We start from the raw sequence: 21,014 nt of genomic DNA, 5'->3' as shown, positions 1-21,014 counted from the left end.
CTCACAGCGGCCTTCCCGGCCTCGGTGTCACTCGTCACGTCAGTCATCAACTGTCGCTTCCAGCTCGGGAGTTACACCACTCACCGTACAGACCCCGGCTAGGAGGGTGATCGCGGTGCCCGGCGGCACTTACCGCAACGGCCGGAGACGAGCGACCGCAGCGCCTCCCGGGCATCCTCGGCCTGCCGGACGGCCGACTGCTTCCGCATGCCGGTCGGCCGTCGCACGCACGACCAGGTCCAGGGGGCCCGGGCGCAACCGAGTCGAAAAGTGACGGCGTACAGCCTGTGGCCTGGGAAGTATCTGTACTTCTCCCAGGCGGCCCGGGACCGAGCCGGTAGCGTGGCTGCCGTCCCGCCGTCGGCCGCCGCACACCCCCTGCCCCGTCTCAGGAAGAAGGCCCGCCCACCATGGTCCAGGCAGCCTCGCCGCTCACCGGCCTCGGCCGACGCCGTCCGTCACAAGGCGCCATCTCCGTGCCACATATGAGGGACTGCCGTATCCGGCGCACAATCGTATCGGGGTGGGTGTGAGGTGCGCAGGCCCGTCGATGGCGAGGTACATGTTCACTATGGTCAGATCTATGTCGAGAGTGACCCGGACGGTTTCGGTCCCGGTCTCGCGGAGGCGTTCGCCGGGCAGAGCAGCGGACTGTGCGGGGCGGCGATTCCCGGCGCGCTGTGGCTGACGACCGGGCTGCACACCGGCAGCGTCCCCTTCACCGTCGAAGTCCACGACCAGTCCCTCCCGTTGGATCCCGCATGGGAGGACGTCGTGGAGGTGTCCTTCCGCCCACTGTCCGCCACCAGCGTGCTCGTGGAATGGGCAGGCGAGGACACCTGGGCGCTGGACCTGGAAGAAACCGACTACCGGGTGCGCTACTGCGCCACAGGCATGGACGCGGCACGCGAGCAAGACACCCGCTCAGACGACGAACCCGAACTCGACAGATACCTGCTGCAGTTCTGGCCCGCGTCGCCGCGGCCCGACCAGGTACTCAAGCAAACCTCGCAGAGCGCCGCCTACTGGCATGACTACGCCCGACAGCAGCCGCCCCCTCTCACACCCGCCGAACGCGCCGTAGCCGAACACCAAGCCCGCCTCGCCCAGCAGCAAGCAGAACGAGAACGCCTGCTCGCCCACGAGCGGTGGGAATGGGGCGGACAGCTGCCCAGCCAGGCCCTGCGCACCGTCGGCGGCAACGTCCGAGGCCTGCGTGATTTCGACCCCGCACTCCTGCACGCCATCGACGCCGCCGGCCCCACCACCCAGCGCTCGGTGGGCTTGCTCGCGGCCCGCCGGGCCTGTGAGAGGGCCGGTCTGACCGGCCTGGACTGGATCGCCGACGCGCTCACGGCCCTGGCCGCCGGCCGTCCGCTGCCGCCGCCCTTCGACGACCCGGACCGCCTGTGGCGGGTACTGGATGCGGACCCGCGTGTCCCGAACAGGACCGTCGGCCGGGCCATCCCGCCCGAACGGCCGCACCACCACCCGCCCGTTCCCCCAAGGGGCCAGGAGCCTCTGCTAAAACCCTCACAGGAATCACCGCCAGTGGTGGGCCCCGCGGCTGCCCTGGTGAAGCCGCCGAGCCCGCCCGCATCGCAGCCCGACGACAGCCCGGCCTCGTACGCCATGGCCGTCGCATTCGGGGCACCCGACCCGTCCCTGCGGATGTCGCAGCCGCACATGGCCCTGCCCGCACTGGTCGATGCCGCCCACGCCGACCCGCTCCAGGCCGCCCTGGACGCGGTGTACGCGGGCGTGGTCACCTACGGCGAGGATTACCCGGCACTCCTCGAAGAGGTCTGGTCCGTGTGCCACAGCCATCCATAGACACCGAAGCGCACCGGCGGTCATCACGCCCGGCGAGAAGCGGTCTGCCCGCCGTAGGGCCGTCGCGCGGGCACATCTTCATGCCACCGGATGACGCCACCGTGAAACGGTGGCTATTCTGCATTCATGTCTGTCACCACAATGACGCTGCGCATCCCCGATGAACTCGCCCCCTCGATCAAGGCGGCGGCTTCGGGCGCCAACATGAGCGTGAACGCGTGGATAGTCCGCGCCGCCCGCCGCGCCGCGACCCTCGATGCCGCGCACCAGCTCGCCGGCCTCGGCCTCGGAGACGATCTCGCGGGCGAGGGAGACACTCTGTGAAGCGTGGCGAGGTCTGGGTCCTCCCCGACGAGCGCAACGTTCTGATCGTTTCCCTGACCGGCCTGGAAGAGGCTTACGGCGCGGTGGTCGTGATCGTGCTGCACCCCTCCGGGAGATTCCCCGACACCGCTATGTCCGTCGTGATCGGCGACCCGGTCCCGTGCACCGCCGTCGCGGTCAACATGCAGCAGCTGCGGGCCACCCGATTCGACGGTGCCAAGCTTCTTGGTGAGGTCGCCCCCGAGGCGATGGCACGTGTCGACCAGGCGCTGCGCGCCGTCCTCGACCTCTAGCCTGGGTATTTCATTTGCCGCAGTGTCCGGGTCTTGCGCTACTGAAATCCTCGCTACGGTCCGACATCTGGCTGCAGGACCGCTACGACGCGCGCGCAAAGGCCCCGCTGACCGGAGGGCAGACACAGCGTTCAGCAGGGTGCGTCACGGAGCTGGCCGATGCGGACAGCACCAAGGCGCGCTGCCGGCTCTGCGGGGCGCGGCTGGTGTCTCCGAGCGCTGCTCCACCGCGCACTCCTGCCACGCCGGCGCGGCTGTGTGCCGACCGGTGACGCGGCAGCGGTGCCTGACGAGGTCGCCCCACGGCCGCCGACGACGCGACCGCGCTCGCTGTCCAGGCCGTACTCGCCGGCCGCTGGGCGACCGCCACCGACGAGCGTACGACCCGGGATCCCGGGCAGCCCGGCGTACGGCTGCGCCTGTACGCCGACCTGGAGCAGGAGGTCGCCGACGGCGGCGCGGAAACCGGGCAGAGCGGAGCGGCGACAGGGCCCCGCCTGCGGGGGTGAGGCGGTCGGCCGCCCGGCGGGGCCGTCGCGGTGCCGCCGGGCGTGGCCGCTCGTAGGCTGGAAGTCTCGGGGTTGTCGCGGAGGTGTGCTGTGCCCCGAACCGTGTGGTCAGGTGCAATCAGTTTCGGGCTGGTGACCGTACCGATTCACGTCCAGTCGGCAACCGAGGACCACAGCATCCGCTTCCACCAGTACCACCTGGACGACATGTCGCGGGTGCGGGTGCGCAGGATCTGCGAGAGCGAGGACCGCGAGGTCCGCAGCGACGAGATCGGCAAGGGCTACGAGATCACCAAAGACCGCATCATCCAGGTGAGCGACGAGGAACTGCGCCAGATGCCGCTGCCGACCGCGAAAGCGATCGAGATCGAGGCGTTCGTCCCCGCCTCCTCGATCGACCCGGTCCAGGTCGGGGACGGGTACTACCTCCAGCCCGACGGGCAGGTCGCGGCCAAGCCCTACACCCTGCTGCGCATGGCCCTGGAACGCAGCGCCAAGGTGGCGGTCGCCAAGTACGTCTGGAGCGGCCGCGAGCGCCTCGGACCCCTGCGCGTGCGGGACGACGTGATCGTTCTGCACCAGATGATGTGGCCCGACGAGATCCGTGACCCCACCCAGCTGGCGCCGGCCCCGGTGGAACTCACCGATGAGGAGATCGACGAGGCCGTGCTCCTCATCGACCGGATGGATCTGGACGGCCTGGACGGGTTCCGCGACCGGTACACCGACGCTCTGAACGAGCTGCTCGCGGCCAAGCGCGAGGGCCACGAGCTGCCCGAGGCACCCGAGCCCGAGCAGGCACGGGGGTAGGTGGTGGACCTGATGGACGCCCTGCAGGAGTCCGTCGCCCGGGCCCGGGCCTCCCGCGGCGAGGACACCGAGGCCGACGTCCACAAGATGCCGAAACCCGGGAAAAAGACGCCAGCCAAGGAGACCTCGAAGACCCCGGCGAAGAAGACGGCGGGGGGACGGAAGCCGAAGCGCACCGCCTGACAGGGCGACCGCGACCGCCGTAGGGAGGTGATCTCGCGAACTCTGCTGGCGATGGGACGGGCCGCTTCCGGGGTGGCCAGTGGAGCGACGATGGTGACGGGCTGATCGCAGTGCGGGCAGTTCGGACGGCTCCGCGCCCGCCGGCGCCGACCTGGCGGCCATCCCAGACTGGCCATCATCACGAGACCGAACGCGCGCGTTATGCCGACACCCCGCCGGAGTTGACAGCAAGCCGCGTGGCGCAGTCGAAAGTCATCTGGGTGCACGTGTCGTTACGCGGGAATGCGCTGGTCGCCGACGGGCACGTCCAGGAGACAGACGGTCAGAATTGGAACTGGTACCGGAGGACCTCAGGGGCTGAGACTTGACTGGGTTCGGCAAAGCTCGCACGGTTACGGCGCCATGGGGGCGCGGACCTCATTGCGGATGGTCGCTGTCTTGGCAGCGAAGGCCGCAAGGTCGAACTCGGCAGGAGGCTTGTCGAGGTCCACGGTCTGGGTTACGTGGACAACGGCCGATGCGTCTGCCCAGGAACAGTCCGGTTGCCAGGTCGTTCCGAACTCATCGACCTCCTGAACAATCCGGCAAGAGACGGGCTCCGAGGAACCGCGGGGGGTGATCGTACGGGGACCGATGATCACGGTGGAGCGCATGTCCGTGGCGATGGTCCGGCTGTCGAGGATCTTCAGAAACTCGTCGCGGGCCGTGACTGGGCTGAGCACGGTTCCGTACACTCCGGTCACCGCTAGCACGGGCCCCGAAGTATCGGACTTTCGGTCATCGGGCCGATAGGCGGCGAACGCGGAGATGCCGTTCTCGATCTGGTCGGAGAGCATCGACGCGATGTTCGGATCGGGCTGGCCATGATCGGACTCCGTAAAGGTGCCCTTCAGTACCAACTTGGGCATCTTCAACCGGTAGGGCCCTGACGGAACGTCCGCTTGTCCCGAGCCCTTCATCGATGGGCTCCCGCTCTCTCCGCTGCCGCCACAGCCGGTCAGCGTCACCGTGGCCATAGCCGTAACCACCGCCGCCCTGAGATGTCGCTTCACGTACTTCCCCCACCACAGACAGGTCAACGTGATCACTTTGCCATGGGGTGGCCCGGGAAGGACAGGCCCGCATAGGCAGCCTCCAGTGATGGTTCTTCGCAGCAGTACGGTTTCGTCGGGTCCGTTCCCATCCTTGTTGACGAAGAACATCGCGGCCGGCCTCCGCCGCAACGCCTGCAGCCCTCACCGACCCCCCTTACTCGGCGTCGGATGACCACGAACCGGACGTCGTGCGACCACGCCGAAGCCCTGACTGCGGCCCCAGGCCACCCCACGGCGTCGTCCAGCCAGCGGATCCGTTCTCGTCGGTGACTTGCCGGGAAATGGCAGGAGTGCCGTGCGAGGATACGGGTCGTGGCGAGGTGGAGCGGTGCGGTGGCGCGGTCGTTGGGGGAGGTGCCGACGAGTCTGCGTGTTCCTCCTTCGGGCATGGTTGCGCCGCCGATTGCCACCAAGTCCGACTATCTGCCGCTGGATCAACTGCCGTGGCAGGATGCGGAGCGGCTGTTTCTGAGGCTTGCCGAGCGGGACGGCCGGGCCGAGTACGCCGAGTTGTACGGCACGGCAGGACAGGGCCAGGAAGGCATCGACCTGTTCGTCCGCAAACACCCGCGGTCCGGCCGCGTCCGCCGGCACCGATCCCGGCCGCCGCTACACCACCTTGCAGTCAAAACGCGTGGCAACGCTGACACCGGCAGACATCATCAAGGCGGTCGACAAGTTCCTGGCCGGTTCCTGGGTTGAGGTTCCCCCGAGATGCGGGAAGAGGTGACAGAGGGTCAGATGGGTTTCACGAGAGGAGCCCAGACGATGCCTGCACCGAGGAAGTACCCGCTGGAGTTGCGTGAGCGTGCGGTCCGGATGTACCGGACCGCCGAGCCAAAGCCCGTGATCCGCCGCATGGCCGAGGAACTCGGTGTGCACCACGAGGCCTTGCGTAACTGGATCCGCCAGGCCGAGGCCGACGCCGGCGAACGGAACGACATGCTCACCACCGAGGAGAAGGACGAGCTGGCTCAGCTGCGGCGCGAGGTGCGGGAACTGCGACGGGCGAACGAGGTTTTGCGGACGGCCTCCGCTTTTTTCGCGGCCCAGCTCGACCCGACCCGGCCCAGGTGACCGCGCTCGTCGACGCGCACCCGCACCTGGGGGTCGAGCCCGTACTCCGGGAACTTTCCATCCCCTCATCCACCTACTACCGCTGGCGTCAGGCCGAGAAGGAGCCGTGCGAGCGGCACCGCCAGGACGCCGAGCTGACGGGTATGATCCGGCACGTCCACGCCGATTCCGGCGGGATCTACGGCTCACCCCGCGTGTACGCCGTCCTCAAGCGTGAGGGCGTCCACGTCGGCCGCAAGCGTGTCGAACGGCTCGTGCGCCAGGCCGGCCTCGCCGGGATCAGCCCCCGCCGGGGCAAGGGTTTCACCCGCCGGGACCCAGACGCCCTGGTGCAACGCGACTTCACCGCGGACGGACCGAACCGGTTGTGGGTCACCGACCTGACCATGGTCACGACGCTGGAGGGGCCGTTGTGGCTGTCCGCGATCCGGGACGCGTTCTCCCGCCGGGTGGTGGCCTGGGAAACCTCCGCTCGCGCGGACGCGGACCTGGTCCTCACTTCGCTGGAGTATGCCCTGGCCAGCCGCGAAGTCGCGCCCGGTGAGCTCATCCACCACGCGGACCACGGCGCCCAATACACCTCTGTCAAGCTCACAACACGCCTGGTCAGGGCAGGAATCCAGGCGTCCATGGGCTCGGTCGGCGACTCGTTCGACAATGCCCTCGCGGAGAACCTGTGGATGGTCATCAAAACCGAGTGCATCCGCGGCCGGGTCTTCGCCACCAGGGCCGAAGCGAACCTCGCGCTCTTCGAGTACATCGACGGTTTCTACAACCCCCGCCGCATCCAAAAGCACTACGCCAGCCGGGCAGCGGCCGAACAAATGAACCTGAAACCACGTCAATCCGCCCTGACCTGCTAGTCAGCCACTCCCGCGCAGCGGGGGAACCTCACCGGGCATGCCAGAAGTCCTCCACGGTGCGCCTGGCGTGCGTCAGGGCGTCCTGGGACGGCGTGGTCTCGTCGTGGTCGGGAAGGTGCCGGCCGTAGACGGGAATCACCTCGATGTCGGCGGCACGCAGCGCGCACAGGCGGTGCTGGCCGTTGGTCAGATTCTGCTGTCCGGTGTCCCACCAGATGTGGCCCCCTCCGATGAGGGAGCGAAACCAGGCTCGGTCGCGCTCGCTCAGGTGCGTGGCGCGGTAGAGCTGACCCTGTTCGTCGCTGTCGGGTTCGGCGCGGGCGAAGGCGAGCACGGCCGCGGTGATCGCCTTCCAGTCGTCGGCCTGGGGTGATTGATGCCCAAGGCCGTTGATCAGGTACTTCACCCGGGCCCAAACGCACCTTGGTGATACGTCAAAGAGCGGTCCGCGCTGCCACCCGTTGGGGTTGTTTGACCGGCCATTGGACGATCATGCGCACGGAGGCCGCGAACACTGGTTGCAGGTGGCGCGTGCCACCAGGCAAGGGGGCGGCATGGCCGAGGGCACGGTTTTGGTGGCGGTGACAGAGCATCCGGAGGCTGGAGGCGCCACTGCTGGGCAGTTGACGCGCATCGCCGACGGGATCCGGGCGACGGGCTTGCAGGTCCGGTGGGTGGTGAGCGTCTCGGACGCTGAGGCGGTGCTCAGGACGGAGGCCGGTCTGGCTGCTGCGGTGGTGGCCTGGGATCTTCTGCCCGGAGCTGAGGACGGGCCGGGTGGCGCGATGGTTCTGCGCCGAATCGGACGCCGGTTCCAGAATCTGCCGGTGTTCCTGGTCATGGCGGGCGAGGGGTTGCATGAGTTGCCGCTGTGGGTGTCGCAGTCGGTGGTGGGTTATGTGTGGCCGTTGGAGGACACGCCTGCGTTCATCTCGGGGCGGATCTCCACCGCCGCGCGTGCTTACCAGGACGCCCTGCTCCCGCCGTTCTTCAAGGCGCTGCGGCGCTTCGACGACGCGCACGAGTACTCGTGGCATACCCCGGCGCACTCCGGCGGTGTCGCCTTTCTGAAGTCGCCCGTGGGCCGGGCCTTTCACGACTACTTCGGGGAGCGGCTGCTGCGCAGCGACCTCTCGATCTCGGTGGAGGAGCTCGGCTCCCTGTTCGAGCACACCGGCCCGATCGGCGAGGCGGAACGCAACGCCGCGCGGGTCTTCGGCTCTGACCGTACGTACTTCGTCCTGCACGGCGACTCCACCTGCAACCGTCTGGTCGGCCACTTCAGTGTGACTCGAGATGAAATCGCCCTGGTGGACCGCAACTGTCACAAGTCGGTCCTGCAAGGCCTGGTCGTCTCCGGAGCCCGACCGGTGTACCTGGTCCCGACCCGCAACGGCTACGGGCTTGCCGGACCGCTGCCTCCGGCCGAGATCGCGGCGGACTCGGTGGCGGCGCGGATTGCGATGAGCCCTCTCACAGCGGGCGCGGTGTCGTCGCGTCCCCAGTACGCGGTGTTCACCAACTCCACGTACGACGGCCTGTGCTACGACGCGTCGGCGGCGGCCCGGGCCTTCGCAGCCAGCACCCCCCGGCTGCACTTCGACGAGGCGTGGTTCGCTTACGCCCGCTTCCATCCGCTTTACGCGGGGCGCTACGGCATGTCGGTGGACGAGAATGCCTTCACCGGCCCCGACCGGCCCACGGTCTTCGCGACCCAGTCCACCCACAAACTGCTGGCCGCGTTGTCGCAGGGCGCCATGGTCCACGTCCGGCCCGCCCCGCGGGCGCCGGTGGAGCACGACCGGTTCAACGAAGCGCTCATGATGCACGGCACGACGTCACCGCTGTATCCGATGATCGCCTCATTGGACGTGGCCACCGCGATGATGGACGGTCCGCAAGGGCAGTGGCTGATCGACGAGGCGATCTCGGAGGCGGTCCGGTTCCGCCAGGAGATGGTGCGGATCGGACGGCGGATCAAGGCCGCCGGGGACCGGCCCCCTTGGTTCTTCGGAGTGTGGCAGCCGGATGAGGTGACTGACCCCGCGAGCGGGACGCGGCTGCCGTTCGACGAGGCTCCGGCGGACTTGCTGCGGACCGAGGCATCCTGCTGGCACCTCGCATCCGACGCGGACTGGCACGGCTTCCCCGGCCTGGCCGACGGCTACTGCATGCTCGACCCGATCAAGGTCACCCTGACCTGCCCGGGGCTCGACGCGACCGGTGTGATGTCCGAGTGGGGCATCCCGGCGCGCATCCTCACCGCCTATCTGACCACGCGCGGCATCGTCGTGGAGAAGACTGACAGCTACACCACGCTGGTGCTGTTCTCCATGGGCATCACCAAGGGCAAATGGGGCACACTTCTGGACGCCCTGATGGACTTCAAGGACCTCTACGACGGTGACGCCCCGCTGGACCGCGTGCTGCCCGCCCTGGTCGCCGAGCACCCGCGACGCTACACAGGGCGCAGTCTGCGCGACCTGTGCCAGGAGATGCACGACCACTTGCGCGATGCCTGCCTGGTTGAACTACTCGACCAAGCCTTCCAGCAGCTCCCGGAGCCGGTCGCCCCGCCCCAGCTGTGCTACGAGCGTCTCATCCGCGGCGGCACAGAACGGATCCGTCTGGGGGACGCGCCGGGCCGCATCGCCGCGGCGATGGTCACAGTTACGCCGCCCGGCATCCCGGTCCTCATGCCTGGCGAAAGCATCGGGGAGGAAGACGGGCCTCTCCTGCGCTACCTCAGCGCCCTGGAGTCCTTCGACCGCCACTTCCCCGGCTTCGGCAGCGAGACGCACGGAGTGACCCGTTGCCCCGACACCGGCGACTACCTGGTCGAGTGCCTGCGCCCGGACGAGCAGGAAGAGCCTGGCGCCATCACGCCGGCGCAGCGACGGAGGGCGCAGAGCGCCAAGACGATGGGTTGAGTCCTCGGTCACTGGTCGGCCGAGGGACGGATGGCGTCCCGCGCGGCAGCCGTCGGCCGTGCCTCACACCGCCGCACCTCAAGCCGCGCACCTCACGGGGTTCGCCGGTCCGTGTGCTGGGGCCGGGGCAGTCCGAGGGTGAAGACGCAACCCTTGCCGGGCTCACTGTCGACGGTGACGGTTCCCTCACGTGCCTCGACGAACTGGCGGACGATGGAAAGGCCCAGTCCACTGCCGCCGGTGCGTCTGCTGCGGGACTTCTCGGCCCGCCAGAAGCGCTCGAAGACATGGGGGAGGTCATCGGCGGCGATGCCGCTGCCCGTGTCCTCCATGGTGAGGACGGCCAAGTCGCCGGCTTGACGGGCGGTGAGGGTGACAGTGCCGCCCGCCGGGGTGTGCCGGAGCGCGTTGGAGGTCAGGTTGCCCAGGACCTGCCGCATCGTCACTGGGTCGGCGTCCAGGACGAGGTCGGGATCGGTGTGGGTGCGCAGGCGGATGTCCGAGGACTCCGCCCGGGTGCGGTGGGCCGATACCGTCTGGGCGACGAGGTCGTCCGCGCGTACGGGTTCACGGTGCAGTGCCAGGGTGCCGGCGTCGGCGAGGTCCTGCAGATCGTCGATGATGTGCTGCAGAAGGAGTGCCTCGTCGTGCAGGGAGGCGATGAGTTCCGGGTCCGGCTCGACCAGCCCGTCGCGGGTGACCTCCAGCCAGCCGCGGATGTTGGTCAGCGGGGTCCGCAGCTCGTGGGCGATGTCGCTGACCATGGCCTTGCGTTGGGTCTCCAACTGTTGGCGGCGTGCGGTGAGGTCGTTGAAGGCGGCGGCCAGGTAGCCGGTCTCGTCCTTGGTGGTGACCGCGACGCGTGTGTGCCGCTGCGGCGGCTGCTGGGCGGCGGCCGTCAGGGCTCGCAGGGGGCGGACGAGGCGGATGGCGACCATGGTGGTCATGGCGACGGTGACGATCAGAACCAGCCCCGCGACGCCGACGATCTTGGCCTTGTTGGCGGGGGAGAGGTCGAAGCCCACGGGCTGTTGGCCGAGGGCGCCCAGGTAGAGCCGCGCTCTGGGCGCGACGTGCGGGTCGAGTTGGGTGCGGCGCGCGTCCTCGACACAGTTCTGTGTCCGCCGGCTGCCACCCAGCAGGCGTCCGGAGGGCGCTGTCACGTTGTTGGGTGGGTAGGTGTCTGATGGCACGTCGTGGCGTGATGGAGCCCGGTTCCGGGCCGTGGTCAGGCCGTGGCGGCTGGGCTGGCGACGCCGGCGATTTGGTCCCAGATTGCGAAGCGGACGGTCATCTCGGCGCGGTAGTGGTGTGCGGGCATCAGATGGCGGCGGGGTCGGAAGTGGGGCGAGATCCCGCTGAACGCGGACAGGAACCGCTGGGCTCCTCCGACGGAGCGGAAGTTTTTCATCGCCCCTTCGCGTTTCCTGGTTGGCTGGTGGCTGTTCTTCGCCCGGTTGTTCAGATACTTCGACTGCCGGTGCTCGACGGAGGGCATGACCTCGCGTGAGCCGCGCCGTAGGAGCGGAGCTTGTCGGTGACGACCACCCGCGGCACCGCACCGGTCCTCTTCATCAGCCTGCGGAAGAAACGCCTGGCCGCAGCCTTGTCCCGCCGGTTCTGCACCAGGATGTCCAGGACATTGCCGTCCTGGTCGACAGCCCGCCACAGGTGCTTCTGTTCCCCATTGATCTTGATGAAGACTTCGTCCAGGTGCCACTTGTCCCCGGGCTGGGGCTGTCGGCGGCGCAGCGCGTTGGCATAGGTCTGCCCGAACTTGGCGCACCAGCGGCGGATCGTCTCGTAGGAGACGACGATCCCGCGCTCGAGCATGAGCTCCTCGATCTCGCGGAACGACAGCGGGAAGCGGAAGTACAGCCACACGCAGTGGGAGATGACCTCGACCGGGTACCGGTGCCCCTTGTACGACGGCGACACGGCCCCCACAGACAGTCCCCTCCAGCACAATCAACCAGAAGATCATCCCACCCGGCCAACCAACGTGACAGCGCCGTGCGCTGCGCTGTCGGCCAGCCGCCGTCCTACTGGCTCGCTCTCCATGCCGCGCTGCGTGAGGACGACACTGCGTTGCACCATCAGCTGCTGGAGCTGAGGCAGGTAGCGGGGGTGCCGGAAACGGTGAGTGCGCTTCGGGTGTGCGATGTGGCGGTGTGGATGAACCACCGGGCCGTCGGCCATGCCTGCGCCTGAGGATGCCTGCCGTCCAGGTGACCCGAGGGGGCGTTCTGGCGTGTGAGGGTGACGGATGGCTCTGTCGGTGAGTCGTAGTGTCGTTTGTCGTTGAGCGCGGATGGCACCGTCGTGTGGGCGAAGACGATGTCGTCGAGTTTTAATAGCAGTTGGGGCCTTGTGGTGGGACGATGGCTGTGCTTCTCCTGCTGGGGGCACCGATGCGCCTGTCGAAATCCAAGGCCGATCTGTACGCGGCGATCCGTCGGGACCACCGCGCCGGGATGTCGATGCGTGCTCTGCAGCGCAAGTACGGGGTCACCTGGCAGACGGTCCGCAAGGCACTGGACCTGGTCTGGCCCGAGCCGCGCAAGAAGCTGCCCCCGCGTCCGACCAGGTTGGATCCCTACAAGCCGCTGATCGACGAGATGCTGCGCAGGGATCTGGACGCGCCGCCGAAGCAGCGGCACACCTCCAAGCGGGTCTTCGACCGGTTGCTGGACGAGTACGCCGCAGCGGGGATCTCATATCAGATGGTCCGCGGCTACATCGCCACGCGTCGTGGGGAGATCCGTCAGGAAGCGGGGCGGGGGCCGTCGGAGGTGTTCGTGCCGCAGACCCATCTGCCGGGCGCCGAGACAGAAGTGGACTTCGGGGACGTGCACATCGTGCTCGCCGGCGTGGCGACCCGCTGCTATCTGTTCTCCTTCCGGCTGTCGTACTCGGGCAAGGCGGTCCACCGGGTCTTCGCGTCCTGCGGCCAGGAAGCGTTCTTCGAGGGCCACGTCCACGCGCTGTCCGTGCTGGGCGGTGCCCCTCGCGGCAAGGTCCGTTACGACAACCTGAAGGCCGCGGTCGCCAAGGTGCTCGGGTTCGCCCGGCACCGCCAGGAGAGCGAGCGGTGGACCGCGTTTCGCACGCACTGGGGCATCGAGAGCTTTTACTGCAGGCCAGGACTCGAAGGCGCCCACGAGAAGGGCGGTGTCGAAGGGCAGATCGGGTACTTCCGGCGCAATCACTTCGTCCCCGTTCCCGAGGTCGCCTCGCTGGCCGAGCTCAACGAGATGGTCGACCGGTGGGACCTTCAGGACGAGGGCCGAAGGATCCGCTCGCGGGCGAGGACGGTGGGCGAGTACTTCGCCGTCGAGGCGCCGTTGCTCAAGCCGTTGCCGACCGAGCTGTTCGAGACGGGCCGACTCTTCACGCCGCGAGTGGACCGCTACAGCCAGATCGCCGTGCAGACCAACCGCTACTCGGTTCCGGTCCGGCTGATCGGCCGGACGGTGAGGGTGATGCTGCACGCCAACCACCTCATCGTCTACGACCAGGGCCAGGAGGTCGCCCGCCACGAGCGGCTGAGCACGAAAGCGGGCTCGCGCCTGGATCTGGACCACTATCTGGAGGCGCTGATCCGCAAGCCCGGCGCTTTCCCCGGCGCCACCGCTCTCGAACAGGCCAAGTCCGCAGGCAAGTTCACGCCGGTCCACGACAACTGGTGGGCGGCCGCTCGGGCGGCACACGGCGACAAGGACGGCACCAAGGCCCTGATCGAAGTCCTGCTGCTGGGCCGGCACATGAGCCACGAACACATCGTCGCCGGACTGGCGACGGCCCTGCGGGCCGGCGCCTTCACCGCGGACGCGGTCGCCCTGGAGGCCCGCAAGGCCGCTGAAGCCGACGAACTGGCGGCCTCCATCCCCGCCCACGCTGCTTTGCCCGAGCCGCCTGGGCGGCAGCGGGCGACGGTCACCTTCCTGTCCGACTGGCGGATGTCTCACCTGCCGGCCGACACCCGGCCGCTGCCCTCGGTGGCCCCCTACGACCAGCTGCTACGACACCGCCGCCCAGGCGGTGCCCCTGCCACCGAGGGAGAAGCGACGTGAGTGCCCAACGCCATCACGGCCTGACCGAACAAGCCGCCGACACCGCCATCGACCAGGCATGCCGGATGCTGAGGCTGCCCACCATCCGGGGCCAGTTCCCCGACCTCGCCGAGGCCGCGAAGCGCGATCAGATGTCCTACAAGGGCTTCCTCGCCGAACTGCTGCTGGCCGAGTGCGACGACCGGGCCCGCCGCCGCTCGGAACGGCGGATCAAGGCCGCCGCGTTTCCGCGCGAGAAGTCACTGCGGGCGTTCGACTTCGACGCGAACCCCAACGTCGACGCCGCCACGATCAACACCCTCGCGACCTGCGAGTGGGTCAGGAAGGGACAGCCGCTCTGCCTGATCGGCGACTCGGGCACCGGGAAATCGCACCTCCTGATCGCGCTGGGCACGGAGGCCGCGATGAAGGGCCACCGCGTCCGCTACACCCTCGCCACCAAACTGGTGAACGAACTCGTCGAGGCGGCCGACGAGCGGCTGCTGACCAAGACGATCGCCCGATACGGACGCGTCGATCTCCTCTGTATTGACGAATTAGGCTACATGGAGCTTGATCGCAGGGGCGCCGAGCTGCTGTTCCAGGTCCTGACCGAGCGCGAGGAGAAGAACAGCGTCGCCATCGCCTCCAACGAGAGCTTCGGCGGCTGGACGAAGACGTTCAGTGATCCGAGGCTCTGCACGGCCATCGTCGACCGGCTCACCTTCGACGCGGCCATCATCGAGACCGGCACAGACTCCTACCGCCTCGCCCAGACCCGGGCACGGGCCGGTGCGACAGCCGGCTGAGCATCGACGACCCCGACACGTCCCACCAGCGTGGACACCCTCACGTGCTCGGTGAACCGCTCGTCCGCGGGGAGTGCTTGCCGGATACGTTCGGCGAAGACAGCGCGTTCGTCCGGTCCGGGCAACTGGTCGGCGGGAATTGCTGAGCAGACGCCGCCGAACAGCTGATCGAAGGTCAGGTCACCGCTGTATTCGACTACGATCTCCCGCACATCGACGAAGCCCGCCGACTCCAGCGCCTGCGCATACCTCAGCCTGTCGCGGCTGCTGGTACCGCAGGACGCTTCCACCGTGGTTCCCAACCACTCTTCCAGACAGCCACGCAGAGCTCGGGACCATGCACTGTCCTGCAGCCACAGCGGCGTTCCGTTCGAAATCACCGCGATACCTCCGCCTACGCGGAGCAGCGGCGACACAGCACGGAAGAGTTCATCGTGCTGCATCCAGTGAAGAGCCTGCCCGATCACCGTCAGCGCCAGCGACCGCTCTCCCATCAGGGCCCCAAGCGCCGGAACGTCGGTGTCGGCGCCAAGGATCCAGGTCGCGTTCCTGATTCCCTGGTCGCCGGCTGCAACGCTGGCCAGCCGCAGCATGTCCGGCTCGGGATCCACTCCCACCACGGAACGAACCCGGGAAGCGAAAGGAAGGGCAAGCTGGCCAGTGCCACACCCCAAGTCGAGTACGACATCGGCTTCCGACAACTCGAAGACTTCCTGCAATGCGTCGAAAACCTCGGAGGGGTACCCGCGCCGGAACTCTGCGTAGTACTCGGCCACTGCGCCACTGAATCCCACAGTCATGTCCCCACCCTGCCGGGCATCCGCCACACCGGGAACCTCTCGCACCCGATGATCGCTATCCGCTGAACCTGAGACAGAACCCGGACAACCTGAGGGCAGCGCATGCCTCCCCCAAGGTCATGTGCTGCCCAGCCATGTCTACGACGCCCTGGCGCTTCGCGCCGGGGGAATGCTCTCCGCGGCCTACGGAGGCCCTGCCAGAGCGTCCGAGTGACATCGAAACTCACCGATACTCCAAGCCTCACGGGCCCTCGGATGACATCCGAACTCATCGACAAACGACACTCGTTGAGAGCTATGCAGCCAGACGGACTTTACCAACCGTCACCTGGGTGTGTGGGACGTTCGTGTGGAGTGGTCCGGGGGTGTGGGGGAGGGGTGTGGACTCGGGGCTGGGAGTGCCGCCACCGGGGCGGTTCCCGGTTCGGAGGGGGTGGCGTGCGGGTGGGTGGCCGGTTGGTGGTGGGTGAGTTACGGGTGCAGGAGATCGTCCGTGCTGGCGGGCGGGTTTCCTACACGGTCGTGGACACGGACTGCACGGTGGTGGCGGAGGCGGACGGGTTCCTGCGTACCTGTCGGGCGGGTACGGACCGTACGTATGCGTATGTGCTGGTGGATCATCTGCGGTGGCTGCGGTTCGCGGGCCTGGACACAGGAGCAGTGTCGCTGGAGGATCTGCGGCACTACATGGCCGCCCTCGGCGCGGACTATCCGGGGCCGTTCGGGCTGCCGTGGCGGGAGGGGAAACGCCCGTACGGGCACAGCGCGTTGAAGACAGCGGCGGCGTGTCTGAAGGGCTTCTACCTCCACCTGGGCATCCGGGGCGTGAACCCGCCGCTGGCGGAGGCGCTGCGCGTGACAAGGTTTGCCGACGCGGGCGGATAGGCGGCGGGCGATGCTCGGGCATGTCCTGCACAGCATGCCCGCGAACCCGCTGGCTTCGGCGGAGCGGGTGCGCCGACATCCGAAGATGCTGCCCGAAGGCGCCCGGGAGGTGCTGCTGGGGGCGGTGTCGTGCGCGCGGGACCGGATGGTGGTCACGTGGCTGGCCGACGGCGGTTTCCGGAGCGGCGAGCTGTGCGGGCTGCGCCTGGTCGACCTGCACCTGCGCGAGCAGGCCGCGTGCGGTCAGTGCCGGGGGCCACACGTGCACATCTGCCACCGCGAGGACAACGCCAACCGGGCCCGGGTCAAATCCGCTACAGCGCATCAAGCTGCTGATGATGGTCGCCGACCGGGCCGGACGGGCGGCCCATGACAGCGCGGCCCGAGCCCTGCGGGGCGAGGACCGCAACGGCCCGGCCACCTGGTCGCAGATCGCGGACGCGGCCAGGCTGAGCAAGGACACTGCCTTCCGTCAGTTCCACGGCGGTGAGGCACTGTCGTGGTCCCCGGCGGCGCGGGGCGTGAAGCCCGCCGTACGGCGGCCCGCCGAGGGCGGGAGCCACTGATGGCCATCGACCGGACACTGAAGGGGCCGGGCCTACTGATGGCGGCCGCCGCCGCAGTGCAGGCGGGTGAGAAAGCGATCTCCGCGGCCCGTGGCCGCCAGGTGCGATGGGCGGCGGGCGAGTACGACCGCGCACTGACCCACCCCGACCACCCGCTCGGCGACGACGCCGCGGCCGCCGACCTGTTCGCCCGCCAGGCGATCGACGCCTACCTGGAGCTCGCGGCCCGCGGCGAGCTGCGTGTGCGCCGGGCGGCCAAACACGAGAGTGGCGACCACTCCCGGCAGATCCGCATCGAGGTCCTGGCGATGCTTGCGAGGGCCCTGGAGGTGCGCGCCGACCTGCCGCCGCAGCCGGACCCCCCCGCGCAAGGAGCCGGTGGCCAAGCGGCCCCGCTCCCTGCTGGGGGCCTCGCTCACCGAACTCGCCGACTACGGCGCCGCGCTGCCCGCGCGGCTGCGGATGCTCGCCATCGGCGCCACGGTCGTCGACACCGGCGCCCGGTCGGAGGAGCTGTGCGCGAACACCGTCGAGGACCTGTCGCCGTCGCTGGAGGAACTGCGGCTGGTGCGCCGGCCGCAGGGTTGGAGTCCCTCCGAGGCCTACGCCGAACTGCTGACGCTGACCGGGCTGTCCCGGGCGGCGCTGCGCCGGTGGCTGCCGGTGCGCCTGGCACTGCTGGAACGGGTCGACACCAATTCCACCGCCCTGTGGGTGTCCCTGCACGGCAACCACCGCGACGGGCACGCCGTCCCGGCCGGGATCCCCCTCCAGGAGCGGGGACTCGCCCGCGCATGGACCCGGGCCGTCACCGCGACGAACATCCAGATGGCCGGCGAGCCATCCTGGGAGCCGCTGCCCACCCGCATGGAGCAGCTGCGGCGCGGCGTGAGCCCGAAGGCCTCCCCGGCGCCGATGCACCCCGACGCCGAGCGGGCCGCGACCCTGCTCGGGGACGTCGCCGACCGGGGCCGGGAGCTCGCTGCGGCGCGGGCCGACGAGCCGGGCAGCACCGCCGAGCTGGAGGCGCGCGTCGCCGTGCGCAAGGCGGTACGCGAGGCGTGGGCGGAGGGCATCGAGCACGCCCTGCAGCTGTCCACCCTCGCCGAGGCGGGGCTGTCCGACAACGAGGGCCTGGCGGCCGCCGGATGGGAACCGGCCCTGATCGCCGCGATCGAGCGTGCGCAGGGATGGGGGCGCCCGCCAAAGTGAAAGCAGCCAGCTGAACAGCCCCGATACGCGCGAAGTCCCGGAGTCTGGACTCCGGGACTTCCGCATTCTGTGAGTGTCGCGCTCATGTCGCACGAGCTCCGCCGTTATCTAGGGGCGTTGGGTTATTTTCGCAGTTCATCGCCATGATGCCGGTGTCAGGCACGTACGGCATGTTCGTCGGCGTCCTCTGACATCGGACCTGAATCCTTCTGAAGTTGGACCGATAAGTCAGCTGTCGGGCGGCTGGGTTCGTACGCAGCCCAGCGCGGGGACGGCGCTCAGGGGCCCTGACAAAAGCTGTTGATCATGTGATCTTGTGCCGGCTTCGGCCGACAGATCACTCGCGACGGGGGCCGCGGTCCCGGTTCATGACCGGCGGCTTCTGCCCGAAGACGGTGCGCATAGGATCACCGCACGAGGGGTGGTGGCGTACTCATGAGGAACTACCGGTGGTGTGTGGCGATCGCTGCGCTGCTGCTGGCCGGCTGTGGCGGTGGCGCGGAGAGTGACAGCTGGAACGGCAAGGCGGTGGCACTCACGAAGGAACAAGTACGGGAGACGTTGCCGGACGGCGGGGCCATGACGGGTTGGAAAAAGTCCGCCCGGCCCAAAACCGCCGCAGCCGCAGTGGACGAACTCGCCCGGGGGGCGTTCTGCCCTGGCAATGACAGGGCGGGTTGCGAGAACTCCCGCTTCTACGGCGTCTCGACCTTCCGGCGCGACGACAGCGCCGCCATCGTCACCTTTCTGATCATCGCCTACGACAGCGAACAGGCCGCCCACGAGGCGTACGACGTGCTCTGGAACGGCTACTACGGCAAGCGGGTGGGATTGAGGGCCAGGACGTTCAGCCTCGGCCCGATCGGTGAGAAGCGCGACGCACGGTTCGGATCTTCCGGCTTCCACGGCGAGCCCGGCACCGTGACCCAGACCCGGGTCGGCACCACGCTGCTGTGGACGATGGCGGATTCAACGGACAAGGACGAAGACGCCGTCAACGAGGACAGTGCCCGGGACCTGGCCACGGTGCTCGCCAAGCGGGCCCGGCAGGCCCAGAACGGAGACACGCCCTCCGCCGCGCTCAACAGCTGACCGGGCGGCCACGCCGGGACCCGCCCGGACGCGTCGCCCTGCTGCTCGACAACGCCGCGTTCGTCCTGCGGTACGCCGACGGGCTTGGCCCCGCGCTGCTGCCGCTCCGGCAGCTGATCGACGTCCTCGCCGATGACAGCGAGGCGGGAATGACGGAGTCCGGGAGTCACAGACTCCCGGACTCTCGTACCCGGTGACGCGATCACTCCTCGTCGTCGTCGGGGTGCGGCTCGATGTGGCCGCAGTAGTGGCACCTCGCCCCGGCCGGGAGGTCGACGGTGGAGCCGCAGCACTTGGGGCACTCGCCCCGCTCCAGGACCGGCCCCGGCCGTTCGAGCAGCCCGGGCAGGCGTGGCCGTCGCTGCCGTGCTCCCAGCCCGCCGCGGCGACGGCCGTCTCGAAGGACTGCTCTTCGGGGAGGTCGTCGGGTTCGAGGTAGATGGCCAGGCAGCCGGAGGTGTCGCAGGTCGCGGCGTCACGGATCATCGGGTGTCGCCCTTCGGGCGGCCGAGGCCGCCGGTGGGGTCGTAGTTGGGGAACTCCTGGCGGACCAGCGCGATCACCTCGTGGGGAGGCCGGTCCAGGAGCCCGGCCTCCCTCATGGGCCCCGGTCTCCTATATCTGACCCACGGTGCAAAGTAGAGCCACGTCCGCTACCGGTTCCGGCGACGTATGGCGGGGTCGCGCTCTGCGACGTGCCGGGCGACCGAGTCGACTCGGGGCGGGCGTATCGCTCCAGGGACCGGACGGAGGCGTGGCGGGAGCGGGCCAGCAGCATCGGGGTGGAGGTGCCGTCCTCCGCGTCGTGCGTGAGCGCGGAGTGCCGCAGCCGGTGCAGGGTCCAGCCGTCCAGGTCCTCGATGTCCTCGGGTGAGGCGAGCGGGTTGGCCAGTAGCCGGGTGTTCTCCTCGAAGATCTCCTCGGCCCGGCGGTAGGAGAGTCGGGCCCGGCCAGTCTCCGGGCACACGTCGAGCGTCGGCGTTCCGGCCGGGGCCCTGCGACCAGTGAGAAACAGCGGCCCGCAGGTGCGTCCGGCGATGAGCCGGGGCAGCAGCTGAGCGGTACCGGATTGCCAGTGAATCCACTCCGCGGCGCCGCCCTTGGAGACGACCCGGCCGCGCTTGTCCTGCGGGTACAGGTCTTCCACGTTGAGGCACAGCACCTCATCGGCCCGCGCGGCGGACTCGTAGAGCATCTTCCAGAACGTCTTCTCCCGCAGGGCGACCTCCAGGCGCCACAGGGCAGCGATCTGGTTCTCGGCCAGGGTCTTGGTGCGGTCGGGCGGAGCTGGCCGCCGCTCGATGCCGATCGTCGGGTCGCCGACGATCCAGCCCTGGCGCTGCCACCAGCCGATTGCCTTGCGCGTGATGGACAGTTCCCGGTTGACGGTGTCTGCATCCATCTCGTCCGCCCGTGCGGCGGCCAGTTCGGCCAGCCCCTCCGGCAGCGCGGGGTCGTCGATCGCGGTGACGGGGAAGACGGGCGGTTTCGCGCCCCGGCGGGCGGGTCCGGTCGGGGCGGCCTCGCCGGCGAGCATCCATCCCCATGTCGTTAGCGAGATCCGGTAGATCCGTGCGGAGGACTTCGCTAGGGTCTGTTGCGGAAGTGCTGGTCACAGCCACTCGTTAATGGCTGCGACCAGCACGGTCGCTTCGAAGCGGACGGCGAGCTTGTCGTAACGA

At 68.9% G+C, this 21,014-nt stretch carries 20 protein-coding genes and 4 pseudogenes; 17 read left to right on the top strand and 7 right to left on the bottom strand.

From position 1 onward, the window contains the following. The first annotated feature begins 534 nt into the window (after window positions 1-534). From ACFY9I_RS41575 to ACFY9I_RS41555, 5 genes and pseudogenes are all read left to right on the top strand, one after another. Complete coding sequence (locus tag ACFY9I_RS41575) at window positions 535-1,833, top strand: hypothetical protein (protein ID WP_391012482.1); 1,299 nt, start codon at window positions 535-537, stop codon at window positions 1,831-1,833. Window positions 1,834-1,959: 126 nt separating this feature from the next. Further along, a complete protein-coding gene (locus ACFY9I_RS41570) occupies window positions 1,960-2,157 on the top strand; it encodes a toxin-antitoxin system HicB family antitoxin (RefSeq protein ID WP_234360654.1) in 198 nt (65 codons plus the stop codon). Next, the gene (locus tag ACFY9I_RS41565) at window positions 2,154-2,450 is read left to right on the top strand and encodes a hypothetical protein (RefSeq protein WP_005477573.1); all 297 of its coding nucleotides are present in this window, start codon (window positions 2,154-2,156) and stop codon (window positions 2,448-2,450) included. Before ACFY9I_RS41570 ends, ACFY9I_RS41565 begins: the two co-directional genes overlap by 4 nt. Window positions 2,451-2,764: 314 nt before the next feature. Next, a pseudogene (locus tag ACFY9I_RS41560) lies at window positions 2,765-2,959 on the top strand (DUF6207 family protein); the annotation flags it as partial. Window positions 2,960-3,049: 90 nt separating this feature from the next. Then, window positions 3,050-3,952 (top strand): annotated as a pseudogene (locus ACFY9I_RS41555) (Ku protein). 392 nt (window positions 3,953-4,344) lie between these two features. Here ACFY9I_RS41555 and ACFY9I_RS41550 read toward each other — a convergent pair. Continuing rightward, window positions 4,345-5,154: a hypothetical protein gene (locus ACFY9I_RS41550; RefSeq protein ID WP_391012478.1), complete on the bottom strand. Its 810-nt coding sequence runs from the start codon at window positions 5,152-5,154 to the stop codon at window positions 4,345-4,347. 279 nt (window positions 5,155-5,433) lie between these two features. On the opposite strand from ACFY9I_RS41550, the gene ACFY9I_RS41545 reads away from it, so the two are divergent. The 3 genes from ACFY9I_RS41545 to ACFY9I_RS41535 all read left to right on the top strand — a co-directional run bounded on the left by ACFY9I_RS41545 (window position 5,434) and on the right by ACFY9I_RS41535 (window position 6,986). Next, window positions 5,434-5,748, top strand: coding sequence for a hypothetical protein (locus ACFY9I_RS41545; RefSeq protein WP_391012475.1), 315 nt, complete (start codon window positions 5,434-5,436; stop codon window positions 5,746-5,748). Window positions 5,749-5,814: 66 nt separating this feature from the next. After that, on the top strand, window positions 5,815-6,123 hold the full coding sequence (locus ACFY9I_RS41540; RefSeq protein WP_046427525.1) for a transposase: 309 nt from the start codon (window positions 5,815-5,817) through the stop codon (window positions 6,121-6,123). Next, the gene (locus ACFY9I_RS41535) at window positions 6,120-6,986 is read left to right on the top strand and encodes an IS3 family transposase (protein WP_391012471.1); all 867 of its coding nucleotides are present in this window, start codon (window positions 6,120-6,122) and stop codon (window positions 6,984-6,986) included. Before ACFY9I_RS41540 ends, ACFY9I_RS41535 begins: the two co-directional genes overlap by 4 nt. Before the next feature lie 28 nt (window positions 6,987-7,014). Here the strand turns inward: ACFY9I_RS41535 and ACFY9I_RS41530 are convergent, their stop codons facing one another. Then, complete coding sequence (locus tag ACFY9I_RS41530; protein WP_391012468.1) at window positions 7,015-7,392, bottom strand: hypothetical protein; 378 nt, start codon at window positions 7,390-7,392, stop codon at window positions 7,015-7,017. Window positions 7,393-7,540: 148 nt separating this feature from the next. On the opposite strand from ACFY9I_RS41530, the gene ACFY9I_RS41525 reads away from it, so the two are divergent. Beyond that, on the top strand, window positions 7,541-9,916 hold the full coding sequence (locus tag ACFY9I_RS41525; RefSeq protein ID WP_391012465.1) for an Orn/Lys/Arg decarboxylase N-terminal domain-containing protein: 2,376 nt from the start codon (window positions 7,541-7,543) through the stop codon (window positions 9,914-9,916). Between the two features lie 92 nt (window positions 9,917-10,008). Here ACFY9I_RS41525 and ACFY9I_RS41520 read toward each other — a convergent pair. Then, a pseudogene (locus ACFY9I_RS41520) lies at window positions 10,009-11,049 on the bottom strand (sensor histidine kinase); the annotation flags it as partial. Window positions 11,050-11,144: 95 nt separating this feature from the next. Next, a pseudogene (locus ACFY9I_RS41515) lies at window positions 11,145-11,863 on the bottom strand (IS6 family transposase). On the opposite strand from ACFY9I_RS41515, the gene ACFY9I_RS41510 reads away from it, so the two are divergent. From ACFY9I_RS41510 to istB, 3 genes are all read left to right on the top strand, one after another. Then, a complete protein-coding gene (locus ACFY9I_RS41510) occupies window positions 11,804-12,127 on the top strand; it encodes a DUF6308 family protein (protein ID WP_391012463.1) in 324 nt (107 codons plus the stop codon). The pseudogene ACFY9I_RS41515 and the gene ACFY9I_RS41510 overlap by 60 nt on opposite strands. A gap of 200 nt (window positions 12,128-12,327) precedes the next feature. Beyond that, window positions 12,328-13,989: an IS21 family transposase gene (gene istA, locus ACFY9I_RS41505; RefSeq protein ID WP_391012488.1), complete on the top strand. Its 1,662-nt coding sequence runs from the start codon at window positions 12,328-12,330 to the stop codon at window positions 13,987-13,989. 65 nt (window positions 13,990-14,054) lie between these two features. Then, entirely contained in the window at window positions 14,055-14,777 is a 723-nt protein-coding gene (istB, locus tag ACFY9I_RS41500) for an IS21-like element helper ATPase IstB (RefSeq protein WP_391012485.1), read from the top strand. Here istB and ACFY9I_RS41495 read toward each other — a convergent pair. Further along, a complete protein-coding gene (locus ACFY9I_RS41495) occupies window positions 14,729-15,553 on the bottom strand; it encodes a methyltransferase domain-containing protein (RefSeq protein ID WP_391012460.1) in 825 nt (274 codons plus the stop codon). The two genes, istB and ACFY9I_RS41495, sit on opposite strands and share 49 nt — an antisense overlap. Before the next feature lie 462 nt (window positions 15,554-16,015). Here ACFY9I_RS41495 and ACFY9I_RS41490 point away from each other — a divergent pair, with 462 nt between their 5' ends. Genes ACFY9I_RS41490 through ACFY9I_RS41480 form a run of 3 tightly spaced genes read left to right on the top strand, consistent with a single transcriptional unit; the run spans window position 16,016 to window position 17,028 of the window. Then, the gene (locus ACFY9I_RS41490) at window positions 16,016-16,462 is read left to right on the top strand and encodes a hypothetical protein (protein WP_391012457.1); all 447 of its coding nucleotides are present in this window, start codon (window positions 16,016-16,018) and stop codon (window positions 16,460-16,462) included. A 34-nt stretch (window positions 16,463-16,496) separates the two neighbouring features. Then, window positions 16,497-16,835 (top strand): hypothetical protein, encoded by a 339-nt coding sequence (locus ACFY9I_RS41485; RefSeq protein ID WP_391012454.1) that lies wholly within the window; start codon window positions 16,497-16,499, stop codon window positions 16,833-16,835. Then, a complete protein-coding gene (locus ACFY9I_RS41480; RefSeq protein WP_391012451.1) occupies window positions 16,798-17,028 on the top strand; it encodes a hypothetical protein in 231 nt (76 codons plus the stop codon). Before ACFY9I_RS41485 ends, ACFY9I_RS41480 begins: the two co-directional genes overlap by 38 nt. 32 nt (window positions 17,029-17,060) lie before the next feature. On the opposite strand, the gene ACFY9I_RS41475 is transcribed toward ACFY9I_RS41480, so the two are convergent. Continuing rightward, window positions 17,061-17,414: a hypothetical protein gene (locus tag ACFY9I_RS41475; RefSeq protein WP_391012448.1), complete on the bottom strand. Its 354-nt coding sequence runs from the start codon at window positions 17,412-17,414 to the stop codon at window positions 17,061-17,063. On the opposite strand from ACFY9I_RS41475, the gene ACFY9I_RS41470 reads away from it, so the two are divergent. Together ACFY9I_RS41470 and ACFY9I_RS41465 are read left to right on the top strand one after the other, a co-directional pair. Beyond that, the gene (locus ACFY9I_RS41470) at window positions 17,407-18,240 is read left to right on the top strand and encodes a hypothetical protein (RefSeq protein WP_391012447.1); all 834 of its coding nucleotides are present in this window, start codon (window positions 17,407-17,409) and stop codon (window positions 18,238-18,240) included. The two genes, ACFY9I_RS41475 and ACFY9I_RS41470, sit on opposite strands and share 8 nt — an antisense overlap. A gap of 435 nt (window positions 18,241-18,675) precedes the next feature. Next, window positions 18,676-19,332, top strand: a complete 657-nt coding sequence (locus tag ACFY9I_RS41465) for a hypothetical protein (protein WP_391012444.1) — start codon at window positions 18,676-18,678, stop codon at window positions 19,330-19,332. A gap of 598 nt (window positions 19,333-19,930) precedes the next feature. On the opposite strand, the gene ACFY9I_RS41460 is transcribed toward ACFY9I_RS41465, so the two are convergent. Continuing rightward, on the bottom strand, window positions 19,931-20,869 hold the full coding sequence (locus ACFY9I_RS41460) for a tyrosine-type recombinase/integrase (RefSeq protein WP_391012441.1): 939 nt from the start codon (window positions 20,867-20,869) through the stop codon (window positions 19,931-19,933). Window positions 20,870-21,014: the final 145 nt, after the last annotated feature.

The organism is Streptomyces sp. NPDC012510 (genome assembly GCF_042955065.1).
In the GTDB taxonomy this organism is placed as follows: domain Bacteria; phylum Actinomycetota; class Actinomycetes; order Streptomycetales; family Streptomycetaceae; genus Streptomyces.
The sequence above is the reverse complement of the archived record's forward strand: the minus strand, read 5'-3'. Positions and strand labels throughout refer to the sequence as shown.

Bases quoted from the DNA above. Each gene is read 5' to 3' on its own strand.
- ACFY9I_RS41570 (WP_234360654.1), top strand. From the start codon at position 1,960: ATGTCTGTCACCACAATGACGCTGCGCATCCCCGATGAACTCGCCCCC.
- ACFY9I_RS41550 (WP_391012478.1), bottom strand. From the start codon at position 5,154: ATGTTCTTCGTCAACAAGGATGGGAACGGACCCGACGAAACCGTACTG.
- ACFY9I_RS41545 (WP_391012475.1), top strand. From the start codon at position 5,434: ATGGTTGCGCCGCCGATTGCCACCAAGTCCGACTATCTGCCGCTGGAT.
- ACFY9I_RS41540 (WP_046427525.1), top strand. From the start codon at position 5,815: ATGCCTGCACCGAGGAAGTACCCGCTGGAGTTGCGTGAGCGTGCGGTC.
- ACFY9I_RS41525 (WP_391012465.1), top strand. From the start codon at position 7,541: ATGGCCGAGGGCACGGTTTTGGTGGCGGTGACAGAGCATCCGGAGGCT.
- istA (WP_391012488.1), top strand. From the start codon at position 12,328: ATGCGCCTGTCGAAATCCAAGGCCGATCTGTACGCGGCGATCCGTCGG.
- istB (WP_391012485.1), top strand. From the start codon at position 14,055: ATGCTGAGGCTGCCCACCATCCGGGGCCAGTTCCCCGACCTCGCCGAG.
- ACFY9I_RS41485 (WP_391012454.1), top strand. From the start codon at position 16,497: ATGCCCGCGAACCCGCTGGCTTCGGCGGAGCGGGTGCGCCGACATCCG.
- ACFY9I_RS41480 (WP_391012451.1), top strand. From the start codon at position 16,798: ATGATGGTCGCCGACCGGGCCGGACGGGCGGCCCATGACAGCGCGGCC.
- ACFY9I_RS41465 (WP_391012444.1), top strand. From the start codon at position 18,676: ATGAGGAACTACCGGTGGTGTGTGGCGATCGCTGCGCTGCTGCTGGCC.
- ACFY9I_RS41460 (WP_391012441.1), bottom strand. From the start codon at position 20,869: ATGCTCGCCGGCGAGGCCGCCCCGACCGGACCCGCCCGCCGGGGCGCG.